General features: G+C 36.7%; 23 protein-coding genes. 14 read left to right on the forward strand and 9 right to left on the reverse strand.

The window, feature by feature from the left end; all coding sequences use genetic code 11:
• The 5 genes from COL05_RS19170 to glpD all read left to right on the forward strand — a co-directional run.
• The coding region (locus COL05_RS19170; protein ID WP_098669758.1) for an RNA-guided endonuclease InsQ/TnpB family protein at nt 1-958 on the forward strand (958 nt) is incomplete at its 5' end.
• A 153-nt stretch (nt 959-1,111) separates the two neighbouring features.
• Nucleotides 1,112-1,672: a glycerol uptake operon antiterminator GlpP gene (gene glpP / locus COL05_RS19175; RefSeq protein ID WP_001970619.1), complete on the forward strand. Its 561-nt coding sequence runs from the start codon at nt 1,112-1,114 to the stop codon at nt 1,670-1,672.
• A gap of 226 nt (nt 1,673-1,898) precedes the next feature.
• Entirely contained in the window at nt 1,899-2,720 is an 822-nt protein-coding gene (gene glpF / locus COL05_RS19180; protein WP_098669759.1) for a glycerol uptake facilitator protein GlpF, read from the forward strand.
• A 12-nt stretch (nt 2,721-2,732) separates the two neighbouring features.
• Nucleotides 2,733-4,223, forward strand: a complete 1,491-nt coding sequence (gene glpK / locus COL05_RS19185; protein ID WP_098669760.1) for a glycerol kinase GlpK — start codon at nt 2,733-2,735, stop codon at nt 4,221-4,223.
• Between the two features lie 133 nt (nt 4,224-4,356).
• The gene (glpD, locus tag COL05_RS19190) at nt 4,357-6,039 is read left to right on the forward strand and encodes an aerobic glycerol-3-phosphate dehydrogenase (RefSeq protein WP_098669761.1); all 1,683 of its coding nucleotides are present in this window, start codon (nt 4,357-4,359) and stop codon (nt 6,037-6,039) included.
• 198 nt (nt 6,040-6,237) lie between these two features.
• Here glpD and COL05_RS31445 read toward each other — a convergent pair whose 3' ends face one another.
• Nucleotides 6,238-6,402: a hypothetical protein gene (locus COL05_RS31445; protein ID WP_000561155.1), complete on the reverse strand. Its 165-nt coding sequence runs from the start codon at nt 6,400-6,402 to the stop codon at nt 6,238-6,240.
• 218 nt (nt 6,403-6,620) lie between these two features.
• Between COL05_RS31445 and COL05_RS31960 the strand changes: the two genes are divergently transcribed.
• The 4 genes from COL05_RS31960 to COL05_RS19210 all read left to right on the forward strand — a co-directional run bounded on the left by COL05_RS31960 (nt 6,621) and on the right by COL05_RS19210 (nt 9,264).
• Nucleotides 6,621-6,746 carry a hypothetical protein gene (locus COL05_RS31960; protein ID WP_002070753.1) on the forward strand — a complete coding sequence of 42 codons (126 nt, stop codon included), beginning with the start codon at nt 6,621-6,623 and terminating at the stop codon, nt 6,744-6,746.
• A gap of 308 nt (nt 6,747-7,054) precedes the next feature.
• A complete protein-coding gene (locus tag COL05_RS19200) occupies nt 7,055-7,588 on the forward strand; it encodes a sigma-70 family RNA polymerase sigma factor (RefSeq protein ID WP_098669762.1) in 534 nt (177 codons plus the stop codon).
• Nucleotides 7,589-7,592: 4 nt separating this feature from the next.
• Complete coding sequence (locus tag COL05_RS19205) at nt 7,593-8,000, forward strand: PadR family transcriptional regulator (RefSeq protein WP_098669763.1); 408 nt, start codon at nt 7,593-7,595, stop codon at nt 7,998-8,000.
• Nucleotides 8,001-8,007: 7 nt separating this feature from the next.
• The gene (locus COL05_RS19210; RefSeq protein ID WP_098669764.1) at nt 8,008-9,264 is read left to right on the forward strand and encodes an FtsW/RodA/SpoVE family cell cycle protein; all 1,257 of its coding nucleotides are present in this window, start codon (nt 8,008-8,010) and stop codon (nt 9,262-9,264) included.
• A gap of 93 nt (nt 9,265-9,357) precedes the next feature.
• Here the strand turns inward: COL05_RS19210 and COL05_RS19215 are convergent, their stop codons facing one another.
• Both COL05_RS19215 and helD read right to left on the reverse strand, forming a co-directional pair.
• Nucleotides 9,358-9,927: a hypothetical protein gene (locus COL05_RS19215; protein ID WP_098669765.1), complete on the reverse strand. Its 570-nt coding sequence runs from the start codon at nt 9,925-9,927 to the stop codon at nt 9,358-9,360.
• An 84-nt stretch (nt 9,928-10,011) separates the two neighbouring features.
• Nucleotides 10,012-12,348 carry an RNA polymerase recycling motor HelD gene (helD, locus tag COL05_RS19220; protein WP_098669766.1) on the reverse strand — a complete coding sequence of 779 codons (2,337 nt, stop codon included), beginning with the start codon at nt 12,346-12,348 and terminating at the stop codon, nt 10,012-10,014.
• Between the two features lie 278 nt (nt 12,349-12,626).
• Between helD and COL05_RS19225 the strand changes: the two genes are divergently transcribed.
• Entirely contained in the window at nt 12,627-12,872 is a 246-nt protein-coding gene (locus COL05_RS19225; protein ID WP_098669767.1) for a cytoplasmic protein, read from the forward strand.
• A 76-nt stretch (nt 12,873-12,948) separates the two neighbouring features.
• Here COL05_RS19225 and prsA read toward each other — a convergent pair whose 3' ends face one another.
• Both prsA and COL05_RS19240 read right to left on the reverse strand, forming a co-directional pair.
• Entirely contained in the window at nt 12,949-13,815 is an 867-nt protein-coding gene (gene prsA, locus COL05_RS19230) for a peptidylprolyl isomerase PrsA (RefSeq protein WP_098669768.1), read from the reverse strand.
• 425 nt (nt 13,816-14,240) lie between these two features.
• Nucleotides 14,241-14,435 (reverse strand): hypothetical protein, encoded by a 195-nt coding sequence (locus COL05_RS19240; RefSeq protein WP_098669770.1) that lies wholly within the window; start codon nt 14,433-14,435, stop codon nt 14,241-14,243.
• Between the two features lie 118 nt (nt 14,436-14,553).
• Here COL05_RS19240 and COL05_RS19245 point away from each other — a divergent pair, with 118 nt between their 5' ends.
• Nucleotides 14,554-14,889 carry a DUF1878 family protein gene (locus COL05_RS19245; RefSeq protein WP_098669771.1) on the forward strand — a complete coding sequence of 112 codons (336 nt, stop codon included), beginning with the start codon at nt 14,554-14,556 and terminating at the stop codon, nt 14,887-14,889.
• A 5-nt stretch (nt 14,890-14,894) separates the two neighbouring features.
• Here COL05_RS19245 and COL05_RS19250 read toward each other — a convergent pair whose 3' ends face one another.
• From COL05_RS19250 to COL05_RS19260, 3 genes are all read right to left on the reverse strand, one after another.
• A complete protein-coding gene (locus COL05_RS19250) occupies nt 14,895-15,452 on the reverse strand; it encodes an HTH-type transcriptional regulator Hpr (protein WP_000834920.1) in 558 nt (185 codons plus the stop codon).
• A gap of 298 nt (nt 15,453-15,750) precedes the next feature.
• Nucleotides 15,751-16,113 (reverse strand): YtxH domain-containing protein, encoded by a 363-nt coding sequence (locus COL05_RS19255; protein WP_098669772.1) that lies wholly within the window; start codon nt 16,111-16,113, stop codon nt 15,751-15,753.
• Between the two features lie 185 nt (nt 16,114-16,298).
• Complete coding sequence (locus COL05_RS19260; RefSeq protein ID WP_001016840.1) at nt 16,299-16,733, reverse strand: HIT family protein; 435 nt, start codon at nt 16,731-16,733, stop codon at nt 16,299-16,301.
• Nucleotides 16,734-17,293: 560 nt separating this feature from the next.
• Between COL05_RS19260 and ecsA the strand changes: the two genes are divergently transcribed.
• The 3 genes from ecsA to ecsC are packed head-to-tail and all read left to right on the forward strand — an operon-like array spanning nt 17,294 to nt 19,962.
• Nucleotides 17,294-18,037: an ABC transporter ATP-binding protein EcsA gene (gene ecsA / locus COL05_RS19270; protein ID WP_001292602.1), complete on the forward strand. Its 744-nt coding sequence runs from the start codon at nt 17,294-17,296 to the stop codon at nt 18,035-18,037.
• Nucleotides 18,030-19,241, forward strand: coding sequence for an ABC transporter permease EcsB (gene ecsB, locus COL05_RS19275; protein ID WP_098669773.1), 1,212 nt, complete (start codon nt 18,030-18,032; stop codon nt 19,239-19,241). Before ecsA ends, ecsB begins: the two co-directional genes overlap by 8 nt.
• A gap of 13 nt (nt 19,242-19,254) precedes the next feature.
• A complete protein-coding gene (ecsC, locus tag COL05_RS19280; protein ID WP_098669774.1) occupies nt 19,255-19,962 on the forward strand; it encodes an ecs operon protein EcsC in 708 nt (235 codons plus the stop codon).
• A gap of 110 nt (nt 19,963-20,072) precedes the next feature.
• Here ecsC and COL05_RS19285 read toward each other — a convergent pair whose 3' ends face one another.
• Nucleotides 20,073-20,390 carry a hypothetical protein gene (locus COL05_RS19285; protein WP_000759575.1) on the reverse strand — a complete coding sequence of 106 codons (318 nt, stop codon included), beginning with the start codon at nt 20,388-20,390 and terminating at the stop codon, nt 20,073-20,075.
• Nucleotides 20,391-20,425: the final 35 nt, after the last annotated feature.

Raw genomic sequence — 20,425 nt, forward strand, 5'->3', positions numbered from 1 at the left:
AAAGATCAAGAAGCGAAAGAAATATGAGTGGTTAAAAGACATCAATGCACAAGTTCCTAAACAGGCTTCAAAAGATTTTGATACGGCGAGAAAACATTCGTTCAAAAAGTACAAAAATGGTTATCACACTTCTTATAAATCCAAAAAAGATGTAATCCAAGGATTTTATGCCAATTATGAAAGGCTGATTATAGGAAAGAAAGTAGTTCATATTCAGTCCATTGGAGAAGTGAAAACAAGCCAACAACTACCAAGAAATAAAAAACCATCCAATCCAAGAGTTACATTTGACGGTCGTCACTGGTGGATTAGTGTAGGGTTCCAAGAAGATTTTGAATCCCAAGAACTAACCAATGAGTCGATTGGTGTGGATGTTGGTTTAAAAGAGCTGTTTGTAACTTCTAATGGTATGAAAGAACGAAATATAAACAAAGATGCCAAGGTTAAAAAACTTTTGAAAAGGAAAAAGTCGGCACAAAGAGATATGTCTAGGAGATTTAAAAAAGGTGTGAAAATTCAATCTGCTGGATATGAAAAAGCGAAAGTTGAGCACCTGCGGTTATCTAGGAAAATTACGAATATCCGAAATAACCATATCCATCAAGCGACAGCTAAATTGGTGAAAACCAAACCAATGAGAATTGTTGTGGAAGACGTATCTATCTCAAACCTGTTAAAAAATAAAAAACTATCGAAAGCATTTTCATTTCAAAAATTAAACTTCTTCTTTCAATGTTTATCATACAAATGCGAGAAGCATGGCATTGCGTATGTAAAAGCTGATAAATGGTTCGCTTCCAGCAAGATTTGCTCATGTTGCGGCGTAAAATACGACCATTCAGTTCAACCAGAAGGGCAGTGGAGTTTAAAAATACGTGAGTGGTGTTGTGCTTCATGCAATAGCCACCACGATAGGGATGTAAATGCTGCGATAAATTTATCAAGATGGGTAAAATAAATGCTTGATAATAGGAGGTAACGATACTGCCTCGTGTGGAGTGTTATACCCCTCGTCCCTTCGGGGTTGCGAGAACACGATGAAGCACTAACTTGTGTAAATTTGATTGAATTGTATAGATTTAGTTAAGTTTATCGTATCGGGACATTTAGAATGGAATTTCATGAACAAAAGATTTTGCCAGCAGTGAGGCAAATTAAAGATTTGGAAAAGTTATTACATAGTTCGTATGAGTATATTGTTATTTTAGATATTCATGTCGGTCAATTGAAGAGTGTCGTGTCACTTGCGAAGCAATATTGTAAAAAGGTATTTTTACATGTTGATTTGATCCATGGATTACAAAGTGACGGGCATGCGACGGAGTATTTATGCCAAGAGTTTAGACCGTACGGGTTACTTTCGACAAAGGCGAGCGTCATTATGAAGGCGAAGCAAAAGGGCGTTGTGGCAATTCAACGTATCTTTTTAATCGATTCTAGTGCAATGGAGAAGAGTTGCAATCTGTTAGAAAAGACGAAGCCGGATTATATTGAGGTGCTTCCAGGGGCCATGACGGACATTATCGCTGAAGTGAAAGAGCGCACTGGTGTACCGATTTTGGCGGGTGGTTTCATCCGTACAGTTGATGATGTGGAGAAGGCGTTACATGCTGGTGCGACAGCAATTACGACATCAAAACGCGAACTATGGAAACATTACCAAAAAAAGTGACGAAAATGTGAATATTTACGTTGACACCGCTTTCATTTACGGTTAACATTATAGACAAGTTAATAAACGTGACGGAGAAAAGTAGAGATCCACATTTCATTGTTTCTATATCATTTTATATAGAAGCGTGCAAAGCTGTGGGTCTTTTTCTTTTGAAAAAACGAATGGCCATTCATTTTACCTCTATCACATTTGAAAGCGTTTAAATTGATTGTGGAGGGATACTATGTCAGCATTTTTAGGAGAGTTAATAGGGACTGCGTTGTTAATCGTACTTGGTGGCGGCGTGTGTGCTGGTGTAAGTTTAAAGAAGTCGTTTGCGAAAGATTCTGGTTGGATTGTAATTACAATGGGCTGGGGCTTAGCGGTAGCGGTTGCAGCGTACGCGGTTGGATCAATTAGTGGGGCACATTTGAATCCAGCTTTAACGATAGGACTAGCGTTTAAGGGAGCGTTCCCATGGAGTGACGTACCTGGTTATATCGCAGCACAAATGATTGGGGCAATTATCGGGGCAGTTATCGTATATTTACATTACTTACCACACTGGAAAGAAACAGAAGATCCAGGAACAAAGTTAGGCGTATTTGCAACAGGTCCAGCAATTCCGAACACATTTGCAAACCTTTTAAGTGAAATGATTGGAACATTCGTTTTAGTATTTGGTATATTAGCAATTGGAGCAAATAAATTTGCAGATGGTTTAAATCCATTTATCGTAGGTTTCTTAATTGTAAGTATTGGTTTATCATTAGGTGGAACAACAGGATACGCGATTAATCCGGCTCGTGATTTAGGTCCGCGTATCGCACACTTCTTCCTTCCGATTGCAGGAAAAGGCGGCTCAAACTGGAAGTATGCATGGATTCCAGTAGTTGGTCCAATTTTAGGTGGATCACTTGCAGGATTATTCCATCAAGTTGTATTTGAAGGAAAACAAAATGTAGCACTTATTTATGTAATTATTGCAACTGTGATTGTACTAGCAATCTCTTATATGACAAGTAAAAAAAGTGAAAACAACACAAATAGTAGAAAAGTAGCATAGGGGGAAACCGATATGAAAAAATATATTCTTTCTTTAGACCAAGGAACAACTAGCTCACGCGCAATTCTTTTCAATAAAAAAGGTGAAATTGTTCATTCAGCTCAGAAAGAGTTTACACAACATTTTCCAAAGCCAGGTTGGGTAGAGCATAGTGCGCAAGAAATTTGGGGATCTATTTTAGCGGTTATCGCAACTTGCTTAAGCGAAGCAGATGTAAAACCAGAACAAATCGCTGGTATCGGTATTACGAACCAACGTGAAACAGCGGTTGTATGGGATAAAACAACAGGCAAACCAATTTACAACGCAATCGTATGGCAATCTCGTCAAACAGCTGAAATTTGTGATGAGTTAAAAGAAAAAGGATATAGCGAAATCGTTCGCGAAAAAACAGGTCTTTTAATTGACGCATACTTCTCTGGTACGAAAGTAAAATGGATTTTAGATAACGTTGAAGGTGCAAGAGAAAAAGCTGAAAAAGGCGATCTATTATTCGGAACAATTGATACGTGGCTTGTATGGAAACTATCTGGTGGTAAAGCGCACGTAACGGATTACTCAAATGCATCACGTACATTAATGTTTAACATTCACGACTTACAATGGGATGATGAGCTTCTAGACATGTTAACAGTACCAAAGAGCATGCTTCCAGAAGTACGTCCATCATCTGAAGTTTATGGAGAAACAATTGATTATCACTTCTTCGGTCAAAATGTACCGATTGCAGGTGTAGCTGGTGACCAGCAAGCAGCATTATTTGGACAAGCTTGCTTCGGTGAAGGGATGGCGAAAAATACTTACGGAACTGGTTGCTTCATGTTAATGAACACAGGTGAAAAAGCAGTAGCTTCTGAGCATGGTCTATTAACAACAATTGCATGGGGAATAGATGGTAAAGTAAACTACGCATTAGAAGGAAGTATTTTCGTAGCAGGTTCTGCAATTCAATGGTTACGTGACGGAATGCGCATGTTTAAAGATGCAAGTGAGAGTGAAGTATATGCGAATCGCGTTGAATCAACTGAAGGTGTATACGTTGTACCAGCATTCGTAGGTTTAGGTACACCATACTGGGATAGTGAAGTACGTGGCGCTATGTTTGGCGTAACGCGTGGTACGACGAAAGAGCATTTCATTCGTGCAACACTAGAATCTTTAGCTTACCAAACGAAAGACGTATTATGCGCAATGGAAGCAGATTCAGGTATTGAACTAAAAACATTACGTGTTGATGGTGGAGCAGTTAAAAATAACTTCTTAATGAAGTTCCAAAGTGATATTTTAGATGTTCCTGTAGAGCGTCCAGTAATCAATGAAACGACAGCTTTAGGTGCAGCGTACTTAGCTGGTCTTGCGGTTGGATATTGGAAAAACCAAGATGAAATTAAAGAACAGTGGCATATGGACAAACGCTTTGAACCAACGATGGAAGCAGCAACAAGCGAAGAGCTATATGCTGGATGGAAAAAAGCAATTGAAGCAACAAAAGCTTTCAAATAATCATAAACAGTGTTATAATGGTGACAAGTTAATAATTCGGTAGGAGATTTGGAGAGACCACAACACGCTATAGAGGCGAAATCTATAGCGGAGTTTGTGGTCTCTTTTTTCGTTATCAAAGGGAGGAATTACCATGAAATTTTCAAGTAAACAACGTAAAGACGTATTAAACGGAGTAAATAAACAAGAATTAGATGTGATCGTAATTGGTGGAGGTATTACTGGTTCTGGTATTGCATTAGATGGAGCAACACGCGGGTTATCAACAATTGTGTTTGAAATGCAGGACTTTGCAGCAGGTACATCAAGTCGTTCAACGAAGCTTGTACACGGTGGTCTACGTTATTTAAAACAACTTGAAGTGAAAATGGTAGCAGAAGTAGGTAAAGAGCGTGCGATCGTATATGAGAACGGTCCCCATGTAACAACACCAGAGTGGATGTTACTTCCATTCCATACAGGCGGTACGTTCGGATCATTCAGTACATCAATTGGTCTTCGTGTATACGACTTCTTAGCAGGTGTAAAACGAAGCGAGCGCAGAAAAATGTTTAACCGTGAAGAAACGCTGAAGAAAGAGCCTCTTGTAAAACAAGAAGGATTAAAAGGTGGCGGTTACTACGTAGAATATCGTACAGACGATGCGCGTCTTACAATTGAAGTAATGAAAGAAGCAATTGAACGCGGTGCAAAAGCTGTTAACTACGCAAAAGTAGACGGTTTCTTATATAAAGATGGAAAAGTATGTGGTGTACGTGTAATCGATTTACTAGACGGTGAAGTATATGAAGTTTACGGTAAGAAAATTGTAAACGCAGCTGGTCCTTGGGTAGATACGCTTCGTGAAAAAGATAACTCGAAAAAAGGAAAAGTACTTCAGTTATCAAAAGGTGTTCACTTAGTAATTGACCAAAAACGTTTCCCATTAGGCCAAGCGATTTACTTCGATACACCAGATAAACGTATGGTGTTCGCGATTCCTCGCGGCGGAAAAACTTATGTAGGTACAACAGATACGTTCTACGATAAAGACGCAGCTGTACCACAAATGACAACAGAAGATCGCACATACATCATTAATGCGATTAACTACATGTTCCCAAGCGTAAAAATTACGGAAAAAGACATCGAGTCAAGCTGGGCTGGTGTTCGTCCGTTAATTTACGAAGAAGGTAAGAGTGCATCTGAAATTTCTCGTAAAGACGAAATTTGGACTTCTGAATCTGGTTTAATTACAATCGCAGGTGGTAAATTAACAGGATACCGCAAAATGGCTGAAATGGTAGTAGACTACGTAACGAATTTACTACAAAAAGAAGGTCATAGTGCATATCCGAAGAGCACAACGAAACATATGCCAATCTCTGGTGGACATGTAGATGGCTCTAAAGGATTACCAGCATTTATTGCGAAAAAAGCAGGCGAAGGTACAAAATACGGTTTAACGACAGCACAAGCAGAAGAATTCGCGAAATTCTACGGCTCTAACGTTGACATACTATTCGACTTAGCGAAAAAACATAAAGATGAAGCGAAAGAATACAACATGCCGTTAGACGTTCTAATCCCACTTGTATACGCAATGGATTACGAAATGACAGCAAAACCAGTTGACTTCTTCGTACGTCGCAGAGGTGCTGTATTCTTCAACATCCACTGGGTATACGAGTGGAAAGAAGCAGTAATCAACTACATGGCTGCGAAACTAGGCTGGAGCAAAGAAGAGCAAATGAAATACACAGCAGAACTAGAAAAAGCATTAACAGACGCTGTCGTTCCTGTAGACCAACAAGAACAAGCAGCTGCATTAGCGTAAAATAGAGAAACACCTGAAGAGAACTTCTTCAGGTGTTTTTTATCTTGACTAAAAATAAATAAAATGTGTTACAATGATGGTAGAGTATATAGTATGAATTTTGCATAAAATAAAGAAGACAGAAGCCTGAGAAACTTCTGCCTTTGTAACCTAACTTGCTATTGTGGTGGTAGTAGGTGCGGTTATAAGACAATTACATTAACGTTTTAGCCGAGAACCGCCCTTACCTTTTCCACGAAGCAGGGTGGTTCTCGCTTTTTTGTATACAGAAATTAGCCACGGACCGACGTATCTTCTACCGATGACAACGCCAGCTCCGGTTAGGATACCGTACATTAATTTCATTACAAACATCGCGATCATATTATCACCTCCCCCTTTTTTCAAAATGGAAGAGATGATTACCACACCTACTAGTTATAGCTTATTACGTTACAGTTTAATTGTATTATGTTTTAAAATAGGGAACAAGACATATGGATGAAAAGCCCTAGTTTTAAATGGTTGGTTTTTCATATACAACTTTATTTCTTGTTAAATAAACATAACTAAAAAATAAGGATACTGATAACAACATTCAAATGAAATACACGGCAGAACTAGAAAAAGCAATAGATCAACAAGAACAAACAGCTGCGTTATGTATAGAACTTCAAATACTACACTTGTATGAAGAATGTATTGGTTTCGATATTATCGAGCTATGAAATGTTAAATTCTGTAAGTGAGTGTTAGAAAGAAGGAGGACTCGACTAAATGGGTTCTTTTTTTCATTTAGCGATGAGGGGAATCTTGACGATAGAAAATTAACGTAAAACCCTTATCACAAACTTAAAAAGCGCCTTGGGAGAGAGGCGCTCTTTAAGTGAATGTATTGTAACGATTATTCGGTTTATTATATGTAAGTAGCTGGAAAGCGTTTTATAAAAAACGTGATTGCCGTCCGTATTTTTTATACATTTATAAAACTTTTCTATGCAGTGCGTCGTCTAATATATGGGAAGGAGGAAATGATGTGGATGAATTAACGATAGAAGTGTTTGAAATAGAGGATAAGGAACTCCTTATCGATGAAATCATGAACAAGTATGGACAAGAAGTTCTGCAGCTTGTGTATTCATATGTGAATAATAAAGAGGTTGCTGAGGATGTCACGCAAGATATATTTGTGAAATGTTATAAATCTCTTCATACATACAAAGGGAAGTCGAATGTGAAAACGTGGTTATGGAGAATTGCGATTAATCAATGTAAGGACTATATAAAAAGTTGGTATAACAAAAAGGTGATCGTGACAGAGGATGAATCTGCTTATATGGGGGTTCAAAATGATAGTGTCGAACAAACTGTTATGCAAAATGCGGAGGACCGTGAGCTCGCTTCTGCGGTCATGAATTTACCAATAAAATATCGAGAAGTCATTTATCTATTTTATTATGAAGAATTATCAATTAAAGAGATTGCTATTGTAATAGACGTGAAAGAAAACACGATAAAAACGAGAATGAAAAAAGCGAAGGAGCTTTTGAAGAAAGGATTGGAGGGATAATCAAATGGAAGATCGATTAAAAGGCCTGCGAAAATCAATGGAGAATACAACGTTTAAACATTTGAGTTTTTCTGATCAACACCGAAAGCGGGTGCGCGAAAAAATCAATATGTCAAACGAAAAGGAAGAGGATATCTCTTTAGCCATTTTACAACTTCTCAGTAATGAAAAAACAGGATACGAATTGTCACAGCTACTACGAGGAAGAGGGATTCGGAAATTTGAAGGAAATGAAGGATTTTTATATACCGTATTACATCGTCTAGAACAGAATCGTTTTATCCAATCAAGCTGGGATCATTCTGGAGCGAAATATTATCAACTAAATGATAAAGGAAGAAAGATGCTGCGAAAGGCAGAAAAAAATGCTACGAAAGTACAATTTATATTAAAAGGCTTAGTACAGGAGTGAGGCGAAATTGAATAAAAAAGGAGAGCGTTTTGTAAGCGAAGTTACGAATTATATTAAATCAAAAGAAGCAAAGAGCTTTGTAGCAACTGAACTAGAGTTTCACTTAAAACAGGCAAAGAACACATGGATAGAAAAAGGTTTAAGTGAGGAAGTTGCTGAAAATAAAGCTGTGGAACAAATGGGAAGTCCGAGTAAACTAGGGCGGGAACTTAATAAACTTCATAAGCCAAAGGTGGATTGGTTCTTACTTATTTTATTGGTGGCTGCTATGGGGTTAGGTTTTTTGCCAATAATCGCTCTTGGGCATACGAATGATTTACTAATGAACAAAGTAATTTTTGTAATTCTCGGCATTGCAACAGCTGTTGGGATCATGCTACTTGATTATCGGAAGTTAGAGAGGCTCGGGTGGCTGTTTTATACAATTGGAATACTTATCTTGTTAGCTATAAAATGTTTTCCGACTGGTTACGTGATTGGGGAAGCAGTAATAAAAATTGGCTCCATCAAAATTGATTGTTTAATGACGATACCATTCTTCTTTCTAGCCTGGGCTTCATTTTTTAATAACAGTAGATTAAAGTTTATACATCTTTTCATGCTGTACGTATTTTCTTTATATTTATTTTTCATTACATCAGTTCTGGTACCAATTTTTATTTATATTACGATGGTATTCGTTATGCTTTGGTGGAGTAAGCTAGGAAAGAAAACGGGATGGCTCATTACAATATTACCAATTTCACCCTTAATTATTAGGGATTTATTTTCCTGGTCGGCCGTAAAAGAATACCGGATAGCTAGAATTTTAGGGTTTTTAAACCCAGAGCATGATCTATGGTATTTACGTTTACAAGAGGCGATGTCTTCAGCAGGTTGGTTTGGTACATATGGAAATATAAAGTCTATCCCTGCTGCCCATACTGATTTTGTATTCGCGAGTTTGACTTACTATTATGGATATGTGCTTGCACTAGTTCTTGTCTTGATTCTTTCTCTTTTTGCAGTAAGAATAATGAACATAGCTTATAAAATAAATGATGGTTATGGTAAATTGCTCCTCGTTGGCGGAGTGACTCTTTTTGTAATCCATTTTATTTGTAACGTTGGCATGATTTTAGGATTATTACCGCGTACTTCTATATCATTACCTTTTATTAGCTACGGATGGATACCAACTCTATTTCATGCATTTATAATGGGAATTGTGCTGAGTGTATATCGACGTAAAGATATGTCGTTTAGAATGAGAAAAACACCTTGATACTTATTATAAGTTGTATATGAAATTCATTATTATGATCAAGTATAGACGTAAATAGAGAGCAGAAGAGGGTTATGATAAATAACCCTCTTTTTATGTTGTAATAAGCGAACTTGCTTTAATAGATGTACATAATTCAGAACGAGATATCGATTCAGTTAGTTGTTGTAAATAGGCATATTCTTCCGCGTCTTTTTCGGAAGTGTTAGGATCTAGTAAAGGTAAAGATAGAAGTACATCAAGTGTAAGTATGTCTGCATCATGAGAAGTGATGTGATAACCTGCAAATACTGGGCGTTTTAAGTCTTTTACTGTTTGAATCATTTTATGGAATTTCGTAACATTTATATGGATTGCGGCTAATGGAAAACATTTTTCGCTAGGGTTATCGATAGTCTTCCTGATTTTATAATCGTATACGTAATAATACTTTTCTTGTTCTTCTAGTTTTTGTAACTCTTTCGTTAGTAGATGGTATGTATCTGTAAGTCCAGTTGTAAGTGCATCGTGTTCTGCGCCAACTAATAATGTGAAAGGTCTTGGTGATGAGATTTCGAGAGGGCGGACGTTTAGGTCGGTAAAAGTAGGATTAGATTGTAAAATGGTATGTAATTTTTCGGTAGGAAATACGCCGTCATAAATAGCGATAAAATAATGATTCATCTTGTCACTCCTTAGCTTTTTCTAAACTGATATATTCTATTTTAAAGGTGTAAATCCTGCATAAAAAAGAAACACCTTGAATCATCAAGGTGTTTTCATTATAAGCTCAAAACTCTCCGAATCAGCTCTAAGTATAAAAGGACTAACCTCGCCAACGCTATAAAGTTGCAATTCATGCATTGCACGCGTGCAAGCAGTGTAGAACAATCTACGAACGCTCTCGTCGCTGTATACATCTTTAGAAGCGTTGTAAATAATAACAGCATCAAATTCGATACCTTTCGCTAAGTAAGCAGGGATCACGACAATGCCTTGCTCATACTCGGCTGAGTTACTTTTCACAAGTTTAATATTCTCGATATGACGAAGTGCTTCGTAGGCAGCGGCGCTTTCAGCTGCAGATTTACATATAATTGCGATCGTATTATGCTGCTCTTTTTGTAGTTCAGCAACTTTGGCAGTAATACGCTCGTGCAGTTCGCTGTCATTTGATACTTTCGTCACTGTAGGTTTCTCACCGTCACGTTCAAAGGCGTGAATGCTCTCTCCTTCCGGTACGAGAGCACGTGTAAATTCAATAATCGGTTTTGTTGAGCGATAGCTACGAGTTAAGTTGATACCGTTCGTTTCGTCTGGTCCGTATAAGCTAGTAAGTGTATTGAAATTCACTGCTTCACTCGCATGGGCAAATATCGCTTGGTTAAAGTCTCCGAGTACAGTCATTCTTGCAGCAGGGAAGAGACGTTTTAAAAACTCAAATTGAAACGGTGAATAATCTTGTGCTTCGTCTACGAGTACGTGTTTAATCGATCTATTCGTTTGGAAGCCTTCAATTAATTCTTTTAACAGTAAAAATGGAGTCGCATCCTCGTAATATAGCTTTCCTTCATCAAGCATGTTTACTGTTAATGAGCAAATATCATCCCACTCTTTCGGTTTTTCTCCAGCAACCCATGATGCATCTGTGAAGAGTTGTTTATATATGCCTGTGAAGTTGATGAAGCGCAATGTTTGAACACCTTTACGAAGCGGCTTCAATTTTTTACGGACAATCATACGTCCAAGTACTTTCGTTTCTTTCTCAAAATCATGAAAGGAATTGTCGTCAAACTCGCCTTTTTTCTGCAAGTATTTATAAGCCTTTTGGTATTCATCTTTACTAAGTAATTCAATTTCTTCTTCTACCCAAGGCTTTTTCAGTTCTGCTTTTTCAATTGCATCTATTTGTTTATTTAGCCAATCTGTTAACTTTTCAATTCGATTATGGAAGCGGAGGGAGGAGTCAGTGTTGTAAAATTGTTCTGTAATTTCTTTGGCAGAAACAATTAATTTTCCTCTAAATTTCATTCCTCTAAATAGCATACCTGAAGATTCAAGGGATTGTCTGTACGCTCGAATCATTTCGAAAAATTGAGTAGATGCCTTAAATCGAATGCTCGCATTTCTCGTTTTATAGATAGGGCTATTCGTTTCAGTTAACATATATTCTAATTGTTCATAAGGATCTTCAACGTCAAATGACTTGCTTAGTCTATGGTTTAAATATTCTTGGAACGTCACTTGTTGCATATTTTCTTCACCGAGTTCAGGTAGTACGTTAGAAACGTAGCTGTTGAACATAGAGTTAGGGGAGAAGAGAATAATTTGATCCGCTTTTAGCCATTCGCGATATTTATATAGTAAGTAGGCGATTCGTTGCAGGGCAGCTGACGTTTTACCGCTACCAGCAGCTCCTTGCACGATAAGGAGTCGGCCTTCATCGTGACGAATAATTTCATTTTGCTTGCGCTGAATTGTAGCAACGATGCTTTGCATATGTTTGTTTGTGCCTTTTCCGAGCGCTTGTTGCAGGATTTCATCACCAATTGTAAGGCTCGTATCGAACATAGAATCAATCTCGCCATTTTGAATAATGTATTGTAATTTTTTCTCCACATTACCGTGGATTACGCCGCCTGGTGTACTGTATTCAGCCGGTCCTGGTGGATAATCGTAGTACACACTCGAAATAGGTGCGCGCCAGTCATATATAAGAAAGTTTTCTCTGCTTGCATCAGTAAGTGTAGCGACGCCGATATAAATTTGATCCGCGGTAGATTCTCCTTCTTCTTTGAAATCAATTCGTCCGAAATAAGGTGCTTTATGCATGCGTCTTAATGCGGCAAGTCGATTAAAGGTGTGCTTATGGGTAATTTGTGTGACAGCTAGTGACTGAGCTTGTTGTCTCAAGTTGATAACTGTTTCAAGATAATCATCGAAAGTATCCGTATTCACTTTCACATCATCCCAAAAGTGTTTACGAATATTGATTACTTCTGCCCGGCGTCTGCCAGTTTCGTTTTCCAGTTTATCAATTTGCTGCGTAATTGTTTCAATTACGGTATCCAATCGTTTTTGCTCTAAATCAAGTTTTTTGTTCATACGGTAAGCACTCCTTTAAAAGTGAAAAATAGGGGTTGACTGAAGATGTGTTTTGGTGTAAAATTAAGATACGGGTAAATACGTTATTTTTATTTAGCGAAACGTGTTTCTGTACTAATGTAACATAGTTTTTGAATTTAATCAATGATAATAAGATAGACCTTGATTCCGTGTGGTGTGGATCGAGGTTTTTTGTGTTTTTCTTTAAGGGAGAATTGTAATTTTATTGAGGAGAATGTAAGTAAACCAAAGAAGAAAATCAGGAATAGGGGATACGGATGGAAAAATATTTTGAGGAAGCACATCGTTTTTGTTCTCGTAATAGAAAGCACTTAAAAAAGGATGTTATATGTGGTTGTTTTTATTGTTTAGAAATTTTCCATCCAAACAAAATTACAGAGTGGTGGGATGATGATAACACAGCAGTTTGTCCACATTGCGGGATTGATTCTATTATCGGAGAAAGTTCTGGATGGAAAATAACAGAAACGTTTTTAAGTGAAATGCATAAAAGATGGTTTTAGTTAAACGAATGACAAAATAAACTTTCGTTAATGAAGGGGATACATAAAAAAGCTCGGGCTAATCCCGAGCTTTTCATTATTTCTTTTCGTCTTTCTTAGCGTCAGCTTTTTTCTCTTCGAAAAGATCTTTTAAATCTTTATCGTCAACTTTTACGTCAGCTTTTTTGATTTCTTTCATCATAAGGTCGTTCATGAATTCGCCATCTTGTGCTTTCTTCTGAACGATTTCTTTTTTGATGTCAGCTTTAGATTGTTCGAATGATTTTTCTGGCTCTTTAATGTCTGTTACTTTAATGATATGGTAACCGAATTGTGATTTTACAGGTTCGCTTACTTCATCTTTTTTCAGCTTGTAAGCAGCCTCTTCGAATTCTTTAACCATTTTACCAGGTCCGAAGAATCCTAAGTCTCCACCTTTTTCTTTTGAACCAGTATCTTCAGAGTATTGTTTTGCTAACTCTTCGAAAGATTTACCTTGTCCAAGTTCTTCTTTAACCTTTTTCGCAGTTGCTTCATCTTTTACAAGAATGTGGCTTGCTTTAATTTCAGGCTTGTAGTTATCTTTTAATTCTTTATCAGTGATTGTTTTCTCGATAGCTTTTTCTTGAGCTAATTGAGCACGCACACCATTTTTTATCGTTTCTTCTTTAATACCTTGTTGTTTTAATAGTGTATCGAATTGATCACCGTATTGTTTTTTCATTTCATCGAACTTTTTGTCTACATCTTTGTCTTCAACTTTGTAGTTTTTAATAAGTACTTTTTCCATAACCATGTTGTTTAGTACTTGTTTACCATATTGTTGTTTCATTTGCGTGTAGAAATCTTCTTTTGTAATGTCACCAGCTTTAGAAGTAACAACTTTGTCTGATGATGATCCTGTTCCACATGCTGATAATGCGATTACACTTGTTGCGGCTAAGGCAAGCATAGCTTTCTTCATTCGATAAACACTCCTACTATTATGTATTTTTAATTTATCCTACACCAATGAATTTTAGTTCATAAGAGCCCGATTAAGTCTCACTGATACTTTTGCTTTGTATATTGGTAAAGCGCGCTTAACAGGGCTTACCGAGGCTTGAGGATAAAGTTAAGATGCGTGTCATTTATTTCATAGTATAAGCAATATGTACAAAATTTAATATATCATATTTCGACTCGATTTCATATTGATAAAGAAAAATTAACCAGTACGTGTCAGATTTTGCAGGTGTTCCATATTGGGCGCATGCCGCATATACCGAAAAGAGGAGGGGATGGGGATGAATTCTCAACTTATTTTATTACTTGTACTGTTTATTTTATTGGTTATAGTAGGTATAATTTGCTTATAGAGGAAAAAAGTGAGGAAGGGGCTTTCCTTCCTCACTTTCCATGAAATATAATTTCTATATAACTAGAAATTAATAAAATTGTTATACATACATTAATAACCCGAAAGACACCGGGTTGGCGGCTCGCAGATATTTGTTTTCGTTCACACAGTGTATGTGTCATGAAATTCGTGTAAAATATAACAAGAAGTGCGAATGTGACAAAAACAACTGTTATAAGTGTCATGAGGCGAGACCTCCTTTTGGCTAAAATACATATACTTTATATATTGTATCATACGATATTTTGTTCGTGTTATAAAATTCAGAAATAGAAGACTTTGTGTTAGAAAGTGAGGGAGAAAATGGACGTTGTTAGAAGATTAGAACAAGCTGAATACTACGTAGAACTACTATTTAAAATGATTGATGAAGAAAAGTGTCCATTTTATTCTTTGATCATAAAGAAAAAAGCTCGTAAAAAAGATATTGAACGTATACTAAATCTTTGTGAAATACTGAACGAGCAATATGTAGTGGAGAAGGCAGAAGGGCTTCTTTTGTTCGATGCACTGTTAGATCAATTTGAAAAAGCGCTTCCACATCAGCTCGAAGTACACGAAACTGCGGAAGCGCTAGCAAAACAAGGTTTATTTAAGCCGCTTATGAATGAATTCTTAAGCATGATTGCGAAAAAATAAATAGATTACTTCTTAACTAACTTCTGATCGGATTCCGTAAAGTTCTCCTCAATATTCTCTAATGATTTCTCAAAAATATCGATGAAGTCTTGTCCGTAAATGTTACGCAAGATAGCGATAAGTTCGATATTTTCTGGGAACTTACCGTAAAAATTACGAAGTGCAAGAGCCCCATTAAATACAGAGTTATTTTCAGGATCATACTCCTCCATTAAGCGAAGTAGTAATTCTTCCCCTTTGTCTGTAATCTCAATGTACGTATTTCGTTTATCATCTTCTTTTTTTGAGAATACAAGATAGCCGCGTTCTTCCAGCTTCTTCGAGAAGTTAAACGCCGTTGATACGTGCATAACTCCAAACTTAGCAATCTCAGAAATAGAAGCCCCTTTTAAATGATAAGCGATTGATAAAATATGATGCTCATTAATGTTTAAATCGTAAGGCTTAATCCACTGTTGCCAATCTTTCTCTACACATTTCCATAACGCTTTCGATAATTGAGCAATGCGTTGGCTGAAAATCATCGCTTCTTTTACCGAGTAATCTTTTTCTCCACTTTTCATTTACTCACCCACTTTAACATTCTTTTTCATTACTATCTATTATGCCAGTAAAATAAAAATTAATAAAGTATTTTTGTGAGAATTGTGAAAATTTTTCGGAAAAATGACATTCTATACAAATCATGCATAACTATGGAAGCGTTTTATGAGTCGCGAATACATGTGTTGTCCATACATGTTAATTGATAACATATATTGTAAATGCATAAAAACACGGCATATCTGTGTGATATGCCGTGTTAAGGTCAATTTATATAAAAAATATTTGTTATATGCAAAAAACTAAGCAGGAATTTGTTTACGCTTTTTCCGGAACAGCTTCTTGTAGTTTCTCAATTGATTTTTGAATGTCCAAAATCTCTCTCTCAATGTGTCGCTTGTTTTGAGAAATATCTTGCTTCCAGTTCGAAATTGTATCTTGCATATCTTCTTTTAATTCTTGAAACACTTCTTTACCTTCTGAAGCAGTTTCAACGATTTGACGTTTTAATAATTTTGTATCAGTTGTAATATCAGCTAAAGTCTTTTTAATATCATTTCCTTTTTCTTTTAACTTACCGCGCATAGCTTTGCCAGAAGAAGGAGTAGAGAAAAGAACGGCTAGTCCAGCAACTGCTCCGCCGCAAATGACACCTGTAATAAAGGATTTAGCTTTTGACATAAAAGGAGACCTCCTTATTTTTTGTTCGTATTCATGATGTGAAAAAATATGCATATCTTTAAGACCAGGGAAAGAAAAGTGTGCGGTGCACATTCCCTAGCATCTTGAGTGAAGAAACAAGCCGTGCAATATTTAATCACGTTAGGAAATTGGCTTGTTATGTATTACTTCTTATTATAGTGTCACTATTTCACACTATTTGCAATTGTACTTGCGATGTTTTGTAAATTTTCCATTGTGTATTCATTTTGATGTGATTTCCAAACAGCACCGAAACCATCGTTTTCACCGTAGCGTGGAATTAAATGAAGGTGGAAGTGGAACACAGTTTGTCCAGCTTTCTCGCCGTTATTGTTAAGTAGGTTAAAGCCAACTGGATTAAACTCTGCTTTAATCGCATTTGCGATTTTCGGAACGACAGAAAAAATGTGTGATGCGATTTCTGGCGTTAACGCAAAAATGTCTTGTTTGTGAACTTTTGGAATAACTAGGGTATGTCCTTTTGTTACTTGACTAATATCTAAAAATGCAAGCACATGTTCATCTTCGTATACTTTTGAGCAAGGGATTTGCCCATCAATAATTTTACAAAAAATACAATTATCCGCTGTATGATTCATTGATCTCATCCTTTCAAGTAGCCTTAGCCGTATTTTACCATAATTACATAAGAGAACAAACACGAAAAACAGGAAGCTGACTCAGCTTCCTGTTTTCTGAAGAGGGATTGAAAAAGCATTATCGTAATTTACGTTTCGCAGACACCTCATTTATTTAAGAAATGCACGGTAAATCGGCTAAAGTTTCTGCCGCAGACACCCCATTTTCAAGTGAAATGAATTGCAATCTTTTATAAAATGAAATTGTTTATTTTTTAAAACAGTATATGCTCTTTCGGAGACACCCCGTTTCGAAAATGAAACAAATGATCTGTTTATGTGTAAATTTCTTTGTCCAACATGGACACCCCATTTCATGATGACTTCACTATGTTGTTGTACTCATCAATAGGTGGTTGCTTTTTCAATGTGTTCCTTCTTCAATAATTATGATGTCCGCTTTCGTAAAAATATATGCGAACAAATTTAAATTTTTTTTGAACGCATCGATACTATGTAGTACAGCGTAATTTTTGGTAAGATGAATATAGAACGAATATAAATGAAGAAAGTGGTGTCGTATGAGCGAGTTATTGCGTGTAGAAAATGTTACAGGAGGATATACGAAACGACCTGTACTAAAAGATGTTTCGTTCTCTGTTAATAAAGGCGAACTTGTCGGCTTAATCGGTTTAAATGGAGCGGGTAAAAGTACGACGATTAAACATATTATCGGTTTAATGGAACCAAAAAAAGGAACTGTCACAATTAATGGGAAAACAATTCGTGACGATATGACAGCGTACCGTTCTAGTTTTTCGTTCATCCCAGAAACACCAGTATTATATGATGAGCTAACGCTAGAAGAACATTTGAAGTTAACAGCGATGGCGTATGGTGTAGATGAAAAACAATATGAAGAACGCGTAGGACAACTATTACAAGAATTTCGCATGAAAAATCGTTTAAAATGGTTTCCGTCTCATTTCTCAAAAGGGATGAAACAAAAGGTAATGATTATGAGTGCGTTTTTAGTTGAACCATCTCTTTACATTGTGGACGAACCTTTCGTTGGGCTTGATCCGTTAGCAATTCAATCACTCCTTCAAATGATGGATCAAATGAAAAAGAGCGGCGCGGGCATTTTAATGAGTACACATATTTTAGCGACAGCAGAGCGTTATTGTGATTCATTCATTATTCTGCATCAAGGTGAAGTGAGAGCGAAGGGAACATTATCTGAACTGCAATCACAGTTTCATATGCCAGGTGCAACGTTAGATGATATTTATATTGCATTAACGAAGGAAGAAGATTATGAATAGCACAGCATTATGGAAAGAACGATTTCGTCACTTTCTAAAAGAAGTTCGTACATATAGTAAATACGTATTTAATGATCATTTAAAATTTATTTTCGTATTCATCATCGGCGCAGGAGCGTACTATTACCAGCAGTGGTTACAAACGTTAACACCTTCGTTTCCGGCGGCGCTCGTTATGGCAGTGTTGCTTGGGCTTGTATTAACGGCCGGATCCATTCAAACATTATTAAAAGAAGCGGATCTCGTTTACTTGCTGCCAGTTGAACAAAAGTTAAAACCATACTTTACAAAGGCGTTTCTTTTTACGTTTATGATTCAGTTATACATAATCGCAATCGTAGCGGCAGCGCTTGCTCCGTTATACTTCCAGCAAATGAAGCAAACAGGAGCGGCTTACATATGGATTGTACTCGCGTTTGTCATCGTAAAAGCGTGGAACTTATTTGTAGCGTGGGAAAAGTCATTTTTAACAGATCAAAATATACAAAGAGCGGATTGGTTCATTCGTTTTATTTTAAACGGCTTATTTGTGTATTTCCTTGTAGAGCGTACTTCCGTTATGTTTATTGGTGGAATCGTCCTTCTCATGGTGTTATACCTTGTGCTGCTGCATCAAATGGTGAAGGGAAAGCCGCTAAACTGGGAGTATTTAATTTCTGAAGAAGGTAAGAAGATGATGCTGTTGTACCGCATCGCGAATATGTTCGTTGATGTACCAGCATTAAAAGAAAGAGTAGCACGGAGAAAATGGCTCGATTTCATTCTTTCGATGATTGGTGAAAAGCGTACCTATTTATACTTATATACGAGAACATTTTTACGATCTGGTAACTATTTCGGTTTATATATGCGCCTGCTAGTTCTTGGCGGAGTTATTCTTTACTTCATTCCGTTTTTATATGGACGATTTATCGTAAGCTTTATCTTCCTATACTTAATTGGTTATCAGCTATTAACTTTATGGAAGCATCACCGCATTAAAATTTGGCTTGATTTGTATCCGGTAGGGGGAGAAGATAAGAAGAAAGATTTTCTTACTTTATTAAATGCAATTCTTATTACCGGTAGCGTTGTATTTACAGCTATATTCGCTCTTGCGACGAAAGATTTCATGATGACGGGAATTTTACTAGTCGTAAGCATAATATTTAGTATCGGTTTCGTTTATCAATACGGAGCGAAACGTATTGAGCGTTTAAATTGAAGGGAATGAACCTATGATTACATATGAAGAGAAGGTTATAAAAGAATTGGAGCAGTGGAAAGCTACATTCATGAAAGATTCTTCTATGATGACACGGTTCTCTAAGAAAGTGCAGACGAAAGTACAACAGCTTATTCCGGCGAAAGTGCAAAAAGTATTAACGGAAACGATTCGGATGATGGTGCAAACGATTAGTGCCGGATCAAACTTTATAAAGCCGAAATTAAAAGAGACGCACTGGTCATTGCAAAGAAGAGACGACGAAGTACGTAAAAAAATGGATGAGTACAAAAAAATAGCAGCGGCAGAAGGGGCAGGGACGGGAGCTGGCGGTATTCTCCTTGGCCTTGCTGACTTTCCGCTTTTACTCGGCATTAAAATTAAATTTTTATTCGATGCAGCAACACTGTACGGATTTGACACGAGCAACAAAGAAGAGCGCCTTTTTATCCTCCACGTCTTTCAGCTTGCCTTTTCAAGTGATGACCACCGAAAAGAAATATGGAAAGCAATCGAAACGTGGGACACAGAAAAAGAAAATCATATGGACTGGGAAAAGTTCCAAACAGAGTACCGTGATTATATCGATTTAGCCAAAATGCTTCAGCTCGTACCAATAATCGGTGCCCCAGTCGGCGCATATGCGAACTATCAATTACTGCAAAGACTCGGAGAAGTGACGATGAATTGTTATCGTATGCGATTGTTAAATAGGAATTAAAAAGAAAGCATCCTAAATGTGTGATTTAGGATGCTTTTTATTTTTTATAAGGAACACTCCTGAATTAAAAAACAAATTTAAATAGTTATGTTGAAGTGAAACCGTTAGATTTAGTGTTTTAAATCAAAACCTTCAGATGTGGAAATGGAACCGATGTGATAATCATTAGCGAATTCAACAGCTGCCGAGAATGTTTTATTTTTATCATCTTTCACATGTCCTGAAATCCAAACACTTTGAAAGTCCTTTGGGGCAAATTTATGTTTAGTAATCACTACGTCTAGATTTTCTTTTTCTTTAAAATATTGAATTGTAGTTTCTGTTGCCTTATTAACTATTTGTTGTTCCTCATTCTTTTGATCTATAGTACATCCTCCTAAAAGGATAAATGTAAAGATAAAGAATAATCTTATAGCATATTTTTTCACGAATAATCACTCCGTTACTAGTGCGTTATATTCCT

Source organism: Bacillus sp. AFS059628 (genome assembly GCF_002571225.1).
In the GTDB taxonomy this organism is placed as follows: domain Bacteria; phylum Bacillota; class Bacilli; order Bacillales; family Bacillaceae_G; genus Bacillus_A.

What these genes read in the sequence shown, in the direction of transcription:
- COL05_RS19260 (WP_001016840.1), bottom strand. Translation starts at nt 16,733, where the DNA reads ATGAATCATACAGCGGATAATTGTATTTTTTGTAAAATTATTGATGGG.
- COL05_RS19205 (WP_098669763.1), top strand. Translation starts at nt 7,593, where the DNA reads ATGGAAGATCGATTAAAAGGCCTGCGAAAATCAATGGAGAATACAACG.
- prsA (WP_098669768.1), bottom strand. Translation starts at nt 13,815, where the DNA reads ATGAAGAAAGCTATGCTTGCCTTAGCCGCAACAAGTGTAATCGCATTA.
- COL05_RS19225 (WP_098669767.1), top strand. Translation starts at nt 12,627, where the DNA reads ATGGAAAAATATTTTGAGGAAGCACATCGTTTTTGTTCTCGTAATAGA.
- helD (WP_098669766.1), bottom strand. Translation starts at nt 12,348, where the DNA reads ATGAACAAAAAACTTGATTTAGAGCAAAAACGATTGGATACCGTAATT.
- COL05_RS19215 (WP_098669765.1), bottom strand. Translation starts at nt 9,927, where the DNA reads ATGAATCATTATTTTATCGCTATTTATGACGGCGTATTTCCTACCGAA.
- ecsB (WP_098669773.1), top strand. Translation starts at nt 18,030, where the DNA reads ATGAATAGCACAGCATTATGGAAAGAACGATTTCGTCACTTTCTAAAA.
- glpF (WP_098669759.1), top strand. Translation starts at nt 1,899, where the DNA reads ATGTCAGCATTTTTAGGAGAGTTAATAGGGACTGCGTTGTTAATCGTA.
- COL05_RS19255 (WP_098669772.1), bottom strand. Translation starts at nt 16,113, where the DNA reads ATGTCAAAAGCTAAATCCTTTATTACAGGTGTCATTTGCGGCGGAGCA.
- COL05_RS19240 (WP_098669770.1), bottom strand. Translation starts at nt 14,435, where the DNA reads ATGACACTTATAACAGTTGTTTTTGTCACATTCGCACTTCTTGTTATA.
- COL05_RS31445 (WP_000561155.1), bottom strand. Translation starts at nt 6,402, where the DNA reads ATGATCGCGATGTTTGTAATGAAATTAATGTACGGTATCCTAACCGGA.
- glpD (WP_098669761.1), top strand. Translation starts at nt 4,357, where the DNA reads ATGAAATTTTCAAGTAAACAACGTAAAGACGTATTAAACGGAGTAAAT.
- glpP (WP_001970619.1), top strand. Translation starts at nt 1,112, where the DNA reads ATGGAATTTCATGAACAAAAGATTTTGCCAGCAGTGAGGCAAATTAAA.
- ecsC (WP_098669774.1), top strand. Translation starts at nt 19,255, where the DNA reads ATGATTACATATGAAGAGAAGGTTATAAAAGAATTGGAGCAGTGGAAA.
- COL05_RS19250 (WP_000834920.1), bottom strand. Translation starts at nt 15,452, where the DNA reads ATGAAAAGTGGAGAAAAAGATTACTCGGTAAAAGAAGCGATGATTTTC.
- COL05_RS19245 (WP_098669771.1), top strand. Translation starts at nt 14,554, where the DNA reads ATGGACGTTGTTAGAAGATTAGAACAAGCTGAATACTACGTAGAACTA.
- glpK (WP_098669760.1), top strand. Translation starts at nt 2,733, where the DNA reads ATGAAAAAATATATTCTTTCTTTAGACCAAGGAACAACTAGCTCACGC.
- COL05_RS31960 (WP_002070753.1), top strand. Translation starts at nt 6,621, where the DNA reads ATGAAATACACGGCAGAACTAGAAAAAGCAATAGATCAACAAGAACAA.
- ecsA (WP_001292602.1), top strand. Translation starts at nt 17,294, where the DNA reads ATGAGCGAGTTATTGCGTGTAGAAAATGTTACAGGAGGATATACGAAA.